Origin of the sequence: Yeosuana marina (assembly GCF_011762485.1) — a bacterium.
Lineage (GTDB): Bacteria > Bacteroidota > Bacteroidia > Flavobacteriales > Flavobacteriaceae > Yeosuana > Yeosuana marina.
Genome location: NZ_JAAKGI010000005.1, coordinates 255,256 through 269,704 on the forward strand (window position 1 = coordinate 255,256; position 14,449 = coordinate 269,704).

Annotated in this window: 12 protein-coding genes; 10 read left to right on the top strand and 2 right to left on the bottom strand. The window is 30.1% G+C overall.

What is annotated here, in order from left to right; translation table 11 throughout:
* Positions 1-254: 254 nt before the first annotated feature.
* Positions 255-764 carry a GNAT family N-acetyltransferase gene (locus tag G5V56_RS08355; RefSeq protein WP_166963781.1) on the top strand — a complete coding sequence of 170 codons (510 nt, stop codon included), beginning with the start codon at positions 255-257 and terminating at the stop codon, positions 762-764.
* Between the two features lie 7 nt (positions 765-771).
* Positions 772-2,211, top strand: coding sequence for an amidohydrolase family protein (locus G5V56_RS08360; RefSeq protein WP_166963783.1), 1,440 nt, complete (start codon positions 772-774; stop codon positions 2,209-2,211).
* 54 nt (positions 2,212-2,265) lie between these two features.
* Here the strand turns inward: G5V56_RS08360 and G5V56_RS08365 are convergent, their stop codons facing one another.
* On the bottom strand, positions 2,266-3,159 hold the full coding sequence (locus G5V56_RS08365) for a mechanosensitive ion channel family protein (protein WP_166963785.1): 894 nt from the start codon (positions 3,157-3,159) through the stop codon (positions 2,266-2,268).
* Between the two features lie 371 nt (positions 3,160-3,530).
* Here G5V56_RS08365 and G5V56_RS08370 point away from each other — a divergent pair, with 371 nt between their 5' ends.
* The 8 genes from G5V56_RS08370 to G5V56_RS08405 all read left to right on the top strand — a co-directional run bounded on the left by G5V56_RS08370 (position 3,531) and on the right by G5V56_RS08405 (position 12,055).
* Positions 3,531-4,100: a helix-turn-helix domain-containing protein gene (locus G5V56_RS08370; RefSeq protein ID WP_166963787.1), complete on the top strand. Its 570-nt coding sequence runs from the start codon at positions 3,531-3,533 to the stop codon at positions 4,098-4,100.
* 235 nt (positions 4,101-4,335) lie between these two features.
* Positions 4,336-5,079: a DUF2202 domain-containing protein gene (locus G5V56_RS08375; protein WP_166963789.1), complete on the top strand. Its 744-nt coding sequence runs from the start codon at positions 4,336-4,338 to the stop codon at positions 5,077-5,079.
* 110 nt (positions 5,080-5,189) lie between these two features.
* Entirely contained in the window at positions 5,190-5,435 is a 246-nt protein-coding gene (locus G5V56_RS08380; RefSeq protein WP_166963790.1) for a PqqD family protein, read from the top strand.
* The gene (locus G5V56_RS08385) at positions 5,428-6,474 is read left to right on the top strand and encodes an ATP-grasp domain-containing protein (RefSeq protein WP_166963792.1); all 1,047 of its coding nucleotides are present in this window, start codon (positions 5,428-5,430) and stop codon (positions 6,472-6,474) included. Before G5V56_RS08380 ends, G5V56_RS08385 begins: the two co-directional genes overlap by 8 nt.
* 16 nt (positions 6,475-6,490) lie before the next feature.
* A complete protein-coding gene (locus G5V56_RS08390) occupies positions 6,491-7,840 on the top strand; it encodes a type III PLP-dependent enzyme domain-containing protein (RefSeq protein WP_166963794.1) in 1,350 nt (449 codons plus the stop codon).
* Between the two features lie 53 nt (positions 7,841-7,893).
* Entirely contained in the window at positions 7,894-10,080 is a 2,187-nt protein-coding gene (locus tag G5V56_RS08395; protein ID WP_166963796.1) for an urea transporter, read from the top strand.
* Positions 10,061-11,395 carry a tetratricopeptide repeat protein gene (locus G5V56_RS08400; RefSeq protein WP_166963798.1) on the top strand — a complete coding sequence of 445 codons (1,335 nt, stop codon included), beginning with the start codon at positions 10,061-10,063 and terminating at the stop codon, positions 11,393-11,395. Before G5V56_RS08395 ends, G5V56_RS08400 begins: the two co-directional genes overlap by 20 nt.
* A 48-nt stretch (positions 11,396-11,443) precedes the next feature.
* Positions 11,444-12,055, top strand: coding sequence for a tetratricopeptide repeat protein (locus G5V56_RS08405; protein WP_166963800.1), 612 nt, complete (start codon positions 11,444-11,446; stop codon positions 12,053-12,055).
* A gap of 663 nt (positions 12,056-12,718) precedes the next feature.
* On the opposite strand, the gene G5V56_RS08410 is transcribed toward G5V56_RS08405, so the two are convergent.
* A complete protein-coding gene (locus tag G5V56_RS08410; protein WP_240911255.1) occupies positions 12,719-14,383 on the bottom strand; it encodes a glycoside hydrolase family protein in 1,665 nt (554 codons plus the stop codon).
* Positions 14,384-14,449 lie beyond the last annotated feature (66 nt).

Here is a 14,449-nt window from a genome sequence, read left to right on the forward strand (position 1 = left end):
TGGTCTTGATTTTTATTATCCACATTTACTATAATTTTTATCAAATCATCATTCATATAAAAAATGTCATTATAAAGTAGGAACCAAAAAAGATATTATTATGATTATGATTTAGTAAAAAATATTATTTGTAAACTTTCAACCTAAAATGGAGTATGTTAACGTCAAGTTCTATAACAAACTATATATGGAAAACTTAAATACTTAAATAAAAACTGACAATAAAACCTACTCATTTTTCAATATAAAATGAAATGAACGACTATATTTTACAATCAAAAAGAACCTTGCTCAGGCATCTTACACCTAAAGATGCAGAACATTTTTATAACCTAAATCTTGATCCTGAAGTCTTAAAATACACTGGAGATGTGCCATTTAAAAACATTGATGCCGCCAAAGAGTTTCTGAAGCAATACGATCAATATAAAAAATACGGTGTAGGTAGAATGGCTGTAATTGATAAAGAAACCCATAAATTCCTTGGTTGGTGTGGGCTTAAATACTCACCTGAACTTGACGAATATGATATCGGTTTTCGGTTCTTTAAAAAATATTGGAATAAAGGTTATGCCACAGAGACTTCACAAGCTTGTATTGATTTTTGTTTTCAAGAGCTTCAATTAAACCGAATAGTTGGTAGAGCTATGATTGATAATGTTGCTTCTGTTAGAGTATTACAAAAAATTGGCATGACTTACAGTAAAGAATTTGATTTTGATGGTCATAAAGGCGTTATCTACTCAATTACTAACTACCACTAAATTAGTTATGAAATACATTAGAATTTTTCTAAAATCCCTTACTCTTTTAGTCCTAATTTTAGCAGGTTATATACTGATTATTTTAGCTATAGATTATTATAAAACAGATTATCTAAAACTTAATAACTATCCAGACTCAATTAAAAACTCCTATGTTATAAACAATGTCAATATTGTGCCTATGACAAAAGACACAATATTGGAGCATAAATCAATTTTTATAAAAGAAGGTTTGATCAAAAAAATAGCAGAAGCCGATTCTTTATACATTGATGGTTACGATATCATTAATGGAAACAATATGTTCTTATCTCCAGGACTGATTGACATGCATATCCACTTATGGGATAGATATGAATTGGGACTTTATCTAGCTAATGGCATTACTGCAGTCAGAAATCTTTGGGGATATCCTATGCATTTAAGAATAAAAAAAGATATAGAAAATAAGAATATACTTGGTCCTATGTTTTTTACTTCAAGTCCGAAATTGACCAGTTCTGATGATTCTGGCGATGACAAAGTACAAATTAAAACGGCAGATGAAGCTAAAAAATTAGTAATTGAATACAAGAAAAGAGGATTTAATTTCATTAAAATATATGCAGGTTTAAATAAAGAACTTTTTAAAGCTATTACTGAACAAGCAAAAGTTTCTAACATTAAAATTGTTTCGCATCCTAACCGAAATATGCCTTACTTAAAACAGTTTAATTCTCAAGTTGTAAGCATGGAGCATATGGAAGAAATCGTTCAAGAAGGTTTGAATTTTAATCTTGACACCACTAAAGTTAAACCTATAATACAAAAATTTGTTGCTACAAAAACGTCATTTTCTCCAACATTAATAGGTTACTATAAAATTTATGAATTGTTGGAGCAAAACGGAAATGGCCTCAATCCTGACTTTTTGAAATACATCAATCCATTAATTCAAATAACGGATAGCAAAGTCCAATATAATAGATGGAAATCTGAAAAAACACTGAATCCCTCTATTACAGAGGCCATCTATAAACAGCATCAATTTCATTTATATTTATTAAAACAGATGCAAAAAAATGGTGTTAATATTATTTGTGGTACAGATGCTGGTATTGGTATTACTGCTCCAGGTTATTCTTTGCACGAAGAACTAAATCTTTACAAAGAAGCCGGTTTAAGTAATTATGAAACACTAAAAACAGCCACAATAAACCCATCTAAAACGCAAAAAGAGTTTAAAAATATGGGCACTGTTGAAGAAGGTAAAATTGCAAATCTATTATTAACAAAAACCAATCCTTTAAAAGATATAGAAACTTTAAAATTTCCTGAATTCGTCATGGTAAAGGGACATAGAATTAACCAGAACACTTTATCTTTATTTATTAATAAAGCAATAAACAGAAACGGCTTGGTAACAACAGCTATTCGTTATGCTGAATATTTGTTTGTTGAGAAATAATGCGATATTAAATTTTTAATTTATAATATCTGTTGTAATTATAGCTCATTTTTATTATTTCTCTTCTTTGTCAACATCTAACTGTAATCTGTTTTTACCGAAATCCAAAGTACGAATTGGGAAAGGGATATTAATACCTTCACTATCAAAGCTCATTTTAATAAGTTTGATGGCTTTATGCTTTGCTTCAAATTCTTGTTTTGTACTAATCATATCTACCCAAAAACGGGTTATAAAATTTATTGAGCTATCACCAAATTCGGTAAAGAAAAACTCTACATCTTCTCCCTTTTTCTGGTTAAAATTTTCAGAGATAACTCGCAACACTAAATCTTCAACTTTCTGCAAATTACTTTCATAACCTATACCACAACTCACTGAAATTCTACTGCGTTTACTCAGTGAATAATTTGTGAAGGTATTCTCTATAAATTTTGAATTAGGAATAACCACATAATTATTATCGGTTTTGCGTAATACTATGTTACGTAAACTTATTTCTGAAACAAAACCTTCTGTATCATTCGTTTCTATAAAATCATTAATCCTAATGTTAGGCATAAATGATAATATCACGCCACCAAACGTATTGCTTAATGTGCCTTGCAGTGCTAAACCAACTGCTAAACCTACTACTCCTGCACCAGCAAGAACACTTGTTAAAACTTTGTTGAGATTTAAAACTCCAAGAGCAATAAAAAAACCAACTAAAAATATGGAAACAAAAACAATCTTCGCAACGATATCTTGTATAGATTTCTGACTGATTCTGCCTAACAAAAATTTTCGTAATAAATTTCGAACACCTTTTGCAATAAAGTAAAACATTATCATAATGATAATAGCCAAAACAAAGTTTGGTAATTTTAAAATAATAGCATCAAGCCATCCGTCCAACTTATCCCAAAGTTTACTTAATGTATTTTCGAAGGAAAATTTATCATACATATTAAAAAAATTATAGTGTTGAAAATGATGTTTATTTAAATAAAAGTAACCTTATTTTTACAAACAATATTTGTTTGTATTCTTGATAAATGTCTTTTGTTAAAAGATACAATAATTTTTAAATTTATCAATAAGCTTAAGGCATAAGTTAGTAGAAACATGAATACGTAAAAAAAATAGATTGTGCGCATCTATTGTCCTTAGGGTTAACGTTAATTTAAACAACATCAAACTTAAAATATAAGCACCTAATTAGTATAGATTACTTAATAAAGTATAACAATCATTACTATAAAATTATTACAAAAAATTAATTAACTTTAGTCCACCATTTTATTCTTTATAATTCATAAATTCAAAGCATTAGAGATATGGAAAAATTGTATATTAAAAACATGATGTGCAAATGCTGTATCCCTATTGTTCGTAACCTATTAGAAAGTAATAATATAAAAGTATTATTCATTAAACTGGGATATGCCGAAGTTATTTTTTCAGAAAATAGTCCCTCATTTACAGAAATTGATAAAACTTTACAACAAGTAGGTTTTGGTCTTGTTATAAGTAGAGAAAAAAGAATTGTTGAGCAAACAAAACTTGCCGTTATTGAATTAATTCATTTCATGAATAATGTTAATTCAATAGTTCAAAAAACAGACTATTTAGTTGAAAAACTAAACCTAAGCTACCAACAATTATCAAAACTGTTTTCAAAATACGAGAATACTACCCTTGAAAAATTTATTATACAAAATAAAATTGAACGTATTAAAGAACTTATTGACAGTGATGAATTTACACTGTCTGAAATTGCTTACATGATGGACTACAGTAGTGTACAATACCTCTCTAGTCAATTTAAAAAAGAAACTGGTATAACGGTAAGCGAGTATAAAAAAGATGATAGAAGTGAAAGAATAGCACTTGAAGATTTGTTATAAATTGAACAATCAGTTTATAATTTATAATAAAAAATATTAATTAAACCATTGTTTAGCAACTCGGTATAATAAACTTAAAGAAAGAAATACAAACATTTTGTTTCATTGACATAGATTCTTCTAATTTCAATTTTAGTGGAGACCATTTGCCACTATAAAACTATTACCGAATTTCGTAACATATAAAAAGGCATGTATCTGTAATTTTGTTCTTGAATTAAAACAAAGAAACGATATGTATAAAATTTTTATAATTAGTGTTTTTGCATTTTTCCTGAGTTTATCATGTTCAAAAGATGATGAATCAGTAACTATAGCATATGAAACAGAGGAGTTAACAGACGCAATTCAAGATTCAGCAGATGTATCAGATATACCAGATGTTAATCAAGATTCGACAGATTTATCAGCTTTATATCAACAAATTCAAACTACTATTCTAAGCTTACCCACAGAAGAATTAAGCGAATTTGAACTATCTTCAATGATTCACATGCGAGAGGAGGAAAAATTAGCTAGAGATGTTTACCAGTATTTATATGCCAAATATGAAATGACAATTTTCACCAATATTATGAACAGTGAAGAAACCCATATGTTTGCCGTTGAAGTACTGCTTAACAAGTATAATATTGTTGATCCAGCAGTAACAACTGAACCCGGAGTATTTAAAGACGAATCTTTACAAAGTATCTATGATTCGCTCATAGCAAAAGGAAATGTTAGTTTAACTGAAGCCCTTATTGTAGGTGCAATTATAGAAGATTTAGATATTATGGATTTAAATCATTTGCTTGAAAACTCAGATAATCAAGACTTTAAATATGTTTTTGAAAATCTTAATCTGGGATCAAGAAATCATTTGCGTGGTTTTTATCCTCAAGTATTAAACAACAACGGAGAATATGCTGCAAGCTACATTTCACAAGAGGAATTTGATGCCGTAGTAACTTCTTCAAAAGAAATTGGAACTTGGTAATAATAATTAAAAAATTATAATATGAAATGAGCATGACCTAAAAAGCGGTCGTAAATACCGATAAAGATCTGCAAATTACATATAACAAAAAAATCAATAAATATCTACATATGAAATTAAAGAAAAACATTGCCATAAGTGAAACCGGTTTTGTATTCGATCCCAATTCAGGTGATTCATATTCACTAAACAGTATTGGTAAAGAAATACTAGAATTAGTGAAATTAGGAAAATCAAAAAGTGATATTTCATTTCATATACTTAATAAGTATGACGCTGATGAATTTACTTTCGAGCGAAATTATGACGACTTTATAGATATGCTTAAACATCATAAAATTTTGGAAAATGAATAAACCCAAATATACTATTGCAGTAACAGGGCTTAATAATACTGATAACCCAGGACCAGGTGTTCCGGTTATTAGAGCACTGCGAAGCGCAAAATCATTTGATGTTCGAATAATCGGTTTGGTTTATGAAAACCTTGAACCCGGTATTTATATGGAAAACGTCGCCGATAAAGTGTATCAAATTCCATATCCATCGGTTGGATCTGAGGCGCTTCTTAATAGAATCGAATATATTAACAGCATAGAAAACATAGATTTTCTAATTCCTAATTTTGATGCTGAACTTTTCACCTTTATAACCTCGCAAGCAAAGCTTGAATCTTTAAATATTAAATCATTTCTTCCAACAAAACTACAATTTGAAGAACGCGAAAAGGAAAAACTGGTTGAATTTGGTGAGAAATACAATATTAAAGTTCCCAAAAGCAAATCATTAACCAGTGTAAACGATATTTCAAAACTACGCGACGATTTTGATTATCCAGTTTTAGTAAAAGGCAAATTTTACGATGCTTACATTGCCTATAATTCTGAGCAAGTTATTGGGCATTTCAATAAAATTTCTTCAAAATGGGGCCTACCCGTTATTATACAAGAATTTATTAAAGGAACCGAGGTAAATGTTATAGCCCTTGGAGATGGCAGAGGAAATACCATTGCTGCTGTTCCTATGCGAAAGCAATACATTACCGACAAAGGAAAAGCATGGGGTGGAATAACTTTAGGCGATGAAACTATGCTAGATATTACATGCAAACTTATTAAAAACACCAAATGGCGCGGTGGTATGGAACTGGAGTTAATAAAAAATAACGAAGGCGATTACTATCTTATTGAGATTAATCCGCGTATTCCGGCATGGGTTTATTTAGCTGTTGAAGCCGGACAGAATATACCCGAAGCTCTTATAAAATTAGCTAATGATGAAGATGTTCCTCCGTTTACAAAATATGATATTGGTAAAATGTTCGTCCGTTATTCCTATGATTTAATAGCAGATATTTCCCAATTTGAGAAACTTAGCATTACAGGAGAATTATAATTTAAAAAATATTAAAATGACAAAGCTTAGATACGAAAGACCGATAATCAGCAAGATAAACGCTGGTGTCCCCGATAAATTTGGAATGAAAACATCGGTTGAGACACTTAATCAAATAGACACTGTTCCTGTTAAAGATATTCTAGAACAATACGGATCACCTGTATTTGTAGTTTCAGAGCCAACCATTAGGAAAACATACGAAGAAGCTACAAGTGCATTTACGTCAAGGTATCCAAAAGTACAATTTGCCTGGTCGTACAAAACAAATTATATCGATGCCGTTTGTAGAGCATTTCACAAATTGGGATCTTGGGCCGAAGTAGTTTCTGGATTTGAATATCAAAAAGCGTTGAATAATGGAGTTTCAGGAAATGAAATTATATTTAACGGCCCAGATAAAAGTGATGAAGACTTAAAATTGGCTATTGAAAATTTATCGCTTATCCATATAGACCATTTCGATGAGCTTTATACTATTTTAAAACTAGCTGAAACCACTGATAAAAGACCAAAAGTGGCCATTAGAGTAAATATGAATACGGGTATTTATCCGCAATGGGATAGATTTGGTTTTAACTATGAAAATGGTGAAGCTTGGCAAGCGCTTAACCGATTAATGTATAGCGAAAAGGTTGATGTTGTTGGATTACATACCCATATTGGCACCTATATTACAACACCAAATGCTTACTCTGTTGCGATATCAAAACTTGCAGAATTAGCCACGTCATTAAAGAAAAAATTTAATCATGCCATTCAATACATTGATATCGGAGGAGGTTTTGCGTCTAAAAATACTTTAAAAGGCGCGTATTTACCTGGTAAAGACACCTGCCCTACTTTTGATGCCTATGCAGATGCTATTACAGGAGCATTAATGAGTGCTAATTTTGCTCCAAACGAGTTACCAACACTTATTATAGAAAGCGGACGAGCTTTGATTGATGATGCTGGTTACCTATTAGGTACTGTACTAGCAAATAAGCGGTTGGCAGACGGTAGACGCTCTACCATTTTAGACATTGGTGTAAATAATCTTTTTACGTCTTTTTGGTATGAACATGAAGTTTTACCTGTGGAAACTACAACCCAACAAACAGAAGACACAACACTTTACGGTCCGTTATGCATGAATATCGATGTTGTGAGAGCAGCCGTTCAGTTTCCACTTTTACAAAAAGGTGATAAAGTTGCAATACGTCGTGTTGGTGCATATAATATGACTCAATGGATGCAATTTATAACTTTCAGACCCAATGTCATTATGATTGATGAAGAACATAACACACATATTATTCGAAAAGCTGAAACCAATGCAACATTCGAGGCTCAAGAAGTAATCCCTGAATATTTAAAAAGTTAAAGATAAAACCGCAGGTTGAATGCGAGATACAACAACATTAAATAGCCTAAACAATGGTTGATAAATATTTAAACATTATAGCTAACAGTTACTCTCAAATATTTTTCTCAAAAAATAAATTTCTTGGGTTTGCCATAATGTTAGTAAGTTTTTTTGACTTTTGGATAGGCTTTATGGGGTTATTATCAGTTGTCATTGCTGTTCAAACTGCACTTTGGTTTAAATTTGATAAACAAAAAATTATAGCAGGTCTTTACGGTTTCAACGCCCTTTTAGTCGGTCTAGGAACCGCAGTTTTTTTCGGGCCAAGTATCAGAGTTTTGGTTATTGTTGTAATATCGGCGGTTTTAACACTTTTATTGACATTGGCTATTGAAGGGATTCTAACCAAATACATGTTGCCTTTTCTAAGTATTCCATTTCTATTAGCAATATGGATTATCGATTTATCATATAACAACCTAATTGGTATTGGTGTAAGCGAACGAGGCATTTATCACTATAGCGAACTATATTCCTTAGGAGGTCAGCTACTAGTTGATTTACATATTTATTTAAGTAATGTTTCCTATCCGTTTTTTATTAAAGATTATTTCCTATCACTGTCAGCTATCGCCTTTCAGTATAATGAACTAGCTGGATTAATAATTGCTATAGGCTTACTTGTAAGTTCAAGAATTGCCTTTTCTCTTTCAATTATTGGTTTTTATATTGCCATTCTATTTTACAAATTTGTTGGTATTGATTATAGCGAACTCAGTTATACCTATATCGGATTCAATTATATCTTAACATCAATAGCCCTTGGAGGTATTTTTTTAATACCTAGTAAATGGTCGTATTCATGGATGTTGATTTTGTTACCCATCACGGTAATTCTAACCTTTGGCATGGGCCAACTGTTTTATAAATTTGATTTACCCATTTATTCGCTTCCTTTTAATGTGGTCGTATTAACATTTCTCTATGTGATGAAATTACGATTAGAACCAGGTGAAACCTTAGTTGAACCCATTTTTCAATATAATTCCCCAGAGAAAAACATTTATCAGCATGTTAATATTAAAGAACGATTTCCAATACCATATTACTTACCAGTATATTTACCTGTTTTAGGCGAATGGAATATCTCCCAAGGCCACCAAGGTGAACACACACATATTGGAGAGTGGTCTGATGCTTGGGATTTTATCATTTTAGATTCTAATAACTCACAATTTAAAAACTCAGGCGATTATCCTGAAGATTATTATTGTTATAACAAACCAGTAGTAGCATCAGCTGATGGTACCATTGTGGAAATGTATGATACCATTGAAGATAATATTATTGGAGAAGTAAATACCTTGCAAAATTGGGGAAATAGTATTGTTATTAAACACAGTGACTATCTGTTCTCACAATATAGCCATTTAAAAGCTGATTCTTTTAAAGTTAAAAAAGGCGATTTTGTAAAAAAAGGGCATTTATTAGCAACCGTTGGAAATTCTGGAAGATCACCTTATCCACATCTACATTTCCAGTTTCAACTTAGCCCATATATTGGTTCCAAAACATTTAAGTATCCATTTGAAGGCATTATAAAGAACTTTCAAAAATCAAAAGAGATTTTAAATTTTGCCATTCCAAATAAGAATGATAAAGTATCAAATATTGAAATTAATGCTTTAATACAAAATGCCTTTAACTTTATACCTGGCCAGCGATTAAAATTTTATGAAAAGGATAATATCTACACTCAAATATTTGATGATTCTGAGTACCAACACGAAATAGAGGTGTGGGTGGATGCGTTTAACAATTCCTATTTCAAATGTTTGAAAACTGATGCGGTGGCTTATTTCGACAATAACGGATCACTTTTTCAATTTATAAGTTATATAGGCAACAAAAATTCTTTCTTATATATTTTATACCTCAGCTTATATAAACTAGAACAAGGTTTTTATAAAGATTTAGAAATTACCGATAATTTACCTATTGATAATGTATTCTCAGTAAGAAAAAGGTTTCTACAAGATTTTATTGCCCCCTTTAAAATTTATCTAAAAGCTAAATTTAAATTAAGATACGTAAGCATTGATAACGATTTTATGCCTTCTGAAATAAGGCTTGAAAGTATATTCTCATTGAATTCAAAGCGTAAATTAATTGAAGAAAGCAAATACACAATAAAAATTGAAAAGAGGGGCCTTTTATCTATCGAAAAATTCAATAAAAATGAAACATTTAAAATTTAATATCATTTTTCTTCTGTTAATAATTACAAGCGGTTGGAATAGTACTCGTCTGCTAGCTCAAGAAAACTTAAGTATTATTGAAATAGACAAACTAACTTATGACTATTTTAACCAAAAAAAGTGGGATGAACTGATTGATTTAGGCAAACAGTCGTTAAAAAACAATATTGATTTTTACTATTTACAATACCGAATGGGTATTGCCTATTACAATAAACGTAATTATAGAAAAGCAATCCCATATTTTGAAAATGTAGTTAGCATAACTCCTGAAGATGCCATCGCAAAAGAATACTTATATTATTCCTATTTGTTTGGGTTGCAAGTTGAAGACGCAAGAAACGTACTTGTATCTTTTAACACTGCTGAGCACCGTGAAAAGATAAGCTTCTATAACCAGGAAAAAACAATTAACGGTGTATCGTTAAATTATAAAAACATTCTATTTGATGATTATGCCATAAACAATACAGTTGTAGATAACCTTACCCAAAGAACAAGAAATTCTTTGAGTTATTACTCTGTTAATTTGTTTAATTATGCAGCAAATTCATCCATTTTCGATTTCAATTTATCACTTTTAAGCGGTAAAAATTCTATATACGATATCGCTTATTCTCCTAAAATTATTGAAGAAAAAATGAAGCAATATCAGTTGTATTTTTCTTGGAATAAACATATCGGTAAAGGCACAAACCTAAAGTTTGGTTTAACTTATATGAACGAAACGCTAGATTGGAACGAATTACAGCAAACTACAACAGGCAACGTTAATAGTCCTAATCAAACACTTATTTACAACGGAAGTTTTAGCAATTTTGCATCATATTTCTCTTTTTCAAAAACTATGAAGAATGTAGATTTTACCTTAGCAAGTAGCTTTTCAAGAATTAACTCAAATAGTTTGATACAACCATCGATATCAATAAGCTATTTTCCTTTAGGAAATGCATCATTATACACAAAAACAGATGTATTTTATCAACATAATTTCACTTACCAAAGCAATAAAAATATTGTTTTAAAGCAAAGTATTAATAGCACTATTAGTCCTAATTTCGGTTTGAATATTTTCGGGTTGTACGGTAAAATATTCAACTTTGTCGATGATGAAGGCATGACTATGTATAATAATTTGGATGCATTAAATTATTGGTACGGAGCAAGTGCTAATTACTATTTTAGTAACAAAGTTCAGTTCTACATTATTTTAAAAAACGAAGGACTCATAAACCAATATACTCAGGATGAGATTATTATAGACAATCCTTATAATTCCAGGTCTATATTAATGGGTATGCAGTTCAATTTTTAATACTTAAAATTCGTTAATATTTTAATAAATAATATAAAAGTTTAAATCATGAAATATATCATTTTATTAACATCGATAATTTTTGTTGTCATACAAGGGCAAGCTCAAGATGTAAAAAAAATTCAAACTGCTTTTGAAAATAGCTATACGTTTGAAAACGACAATAATATTGAAAATTCTATTCGTGTTTTAAAAGACGTATACCTTGATGATTCTTATGAAATTAATCTTCGTCTAGGATGGTTATATTATCAGAAAGGTGATTTTTATGAATCTCAAAAATATTATACCAAAGCCATTACAATACTACCCTATTCTGAGGAGGCTAAATTTGGTTTAATATTACCTAAGGCAGCCACAGCGAAATGGGATGATGTGATTGATATTTACAAACAAATCCTTATTATTTCACCTAATAACACTACTGCCAATTATAGATTAGGATTGATTTTTTACAATAAAAAAATGTTTAGCGATGCCTATGTATTATTTGAAAAAGTTGTAAACTTATATCCTTTTGACTTTGATGGTTTACTTATGTATGCTTGGAGTTCATTACAAATTGGCAAGTCAAAAGAGGCACGCATCTTATTCAATAAAGTACTTATGAATACCCCTAATAATGCCTCTGCACTTGAAGGGCTTGCTCTTCTAAAATAATTGAAGTCTTTTTTTGTTATCCAAAGAAAATCATCATATAATGTGGTTTATATTATAAAATAAATTTAATTCTTAACCTATATTTGATTATCTATAATTTGGATATGGAAAATCTAATATATTTAATATTTGTACTAATTAGAAAAAGATGACATTTCTACAAAAGGAATACAGGAATCATTAGTTGATGCTACAAGTCATCACTCTTCATACTAAAATTCTCTAAATCTAGCAGATACTTTAAAAGAAATTGGGTTTAATATTCCTAACATTAAATTTATTAATCATGAGGTTAGATAAATTAAAAAAAGATAAATGATGGCACAAATTGGGCACAAAAGAAAATAAAAAATCCTAACGCATTATATAGTAACTTGTTAGGATTTGCTCTAGTGACCACGAAGGGATTCGAACTTTTTGCTCTAACCCTTATGTTTATTACCTTACCAGCTTATGTTTATATTTTGGTGAAACAATAGTGAAACATCAATTTTTCATTACCTAGTCAAATATAATTCTTTTAAATTATTAACAAATTAATTTTTGTAAACAATTATTTCTAATTCTTTAGAAAACAAATAAGATATGTTCATTCAATTTCTATGAAAAAGACTTTTCTCAAATATTAATATGGATTACTTTATTTGTATTCATTCATACACTCTATTTATTTCTAATTCTTTTATTTAACTGATAGTAATATAATGAAGGAATGTCTTTTAATGTTTTGTTTAAATATTCAATGTAAGCCATGGGTTCATAAGATATAGTGAAATTATGGTTTCCATGTACGCCTATAATTCTAGCAAATGGTCCGTCTTTCATTCCATTCAATAGAATAGGATCATCATAATCTAAACCGCCCAATACATCGACCTGGATATTCCAAAAAGTACTGTAGGCTCCATGAGAGGGTTTCCAGTAACCAGCACCTCCTCCTTCAAACAATGGATAGCTTCTATCTTCATTTGGTGTAAAGTGTACCTTAATGTTATCAAATAGGTTTTGATTATTTGCGCCTGAATGTTGATCTAAAATGGGATCTACAAATACTTCACAATCTGTATAAACACTTTTAGTAGCAAATGTATTAAAACTTAAAGGGTGTACTGCCTTATTATAAACTTTTATTCCTTCAGCCAAAACATTATATGTGCCTTGCATCATAACCGTATAATGAGCAAAAGTTTTTCCTTTTGTAGTCACATTTTTAATAGTAATATTGGCAATTTCTTCACTTAAAATACCACTGTCTGCATTTTCTATAACAACATTTTTTACCCAACTATTATAAAGGCGGGTTAAATAAATACCATTAAAACCGGGCTCAACATGATGTGCAACTCTTGGTGATTCTGGAAACATAATTTTTATATTTTCCACACCTACTTCTTCAAGGTGTTGCCATACAACTAATTGTGCCTCATAACTGGGTTTTATATCTATTGTTAAAGGACTATTAATTGTTAATGTGTTTCCTGAAATAGCAATTATACGAACTTGCTGTTTTACAAGAGGCAAATCTGGAAAATTCCAATGATGAGAGCCTACTTTAACTTTTTGGTTCTTATATAAATCATTAATAATTTCACCATTTTCACTATCCTTATTAAAAAGCTGTAATTCTACAACATCCCCTACATTCAAATTATTTATTTCAGATGTTTTAAAACTGAATTCACCGCGCTTTCCTGAAGATACTTTAGCAACTACCTCATATGGCTTTTCGTATTTCTGAAGATATGACTTAACGCGAACACCAGGTAATTTAGTCCAAATAAAACCTCCAGACCAGGCATATTGTGAAAATGGTAAATCTATATTGTTTTCTTTTTCTATTTGGCGTTTGTCAAATTCTATTAAATACTCCCTAAGCTCTTGCAGAGCCTTTGGATTATTATTATACATTAAAGGTCTAGGGCAATAAATCTCGGTTCCGTTTAATCCAGTTCCAGCTCCCCGTAACACAAAATTACTTCGTTCTATATAAAGAATATCACTTAAAATAAGTCGTCCTTCTGGCAATTGTAAGACAACTTTACCATTATATTTTGAAGACTCCTCTATGGCGTATTTCAAAGCTTTGGAGTCATCAAGTCCATCATTAGGAATCACACCAAAATCCGACGCATTAAAAATTTTTCCTGAGGACTTTGGTATATCTATTTCACCATTATGATACCCAGCAAAGCTAAAATCTGGCAAATAATTATTCTCTTTTACATATTTATTTGTAAGTATAACAGGTAGTTCTTGAGCTAAAGTTTTAAAACTGAAACTAATTACTAAAATTAATGCAGTTAGAAAATTAAAAAGGTAATATTTCATTTTAATTATTTTTTTAAGGTATAATAACTAAGCTATAAAAAAAACAGCATGAAGATATTTTTATAA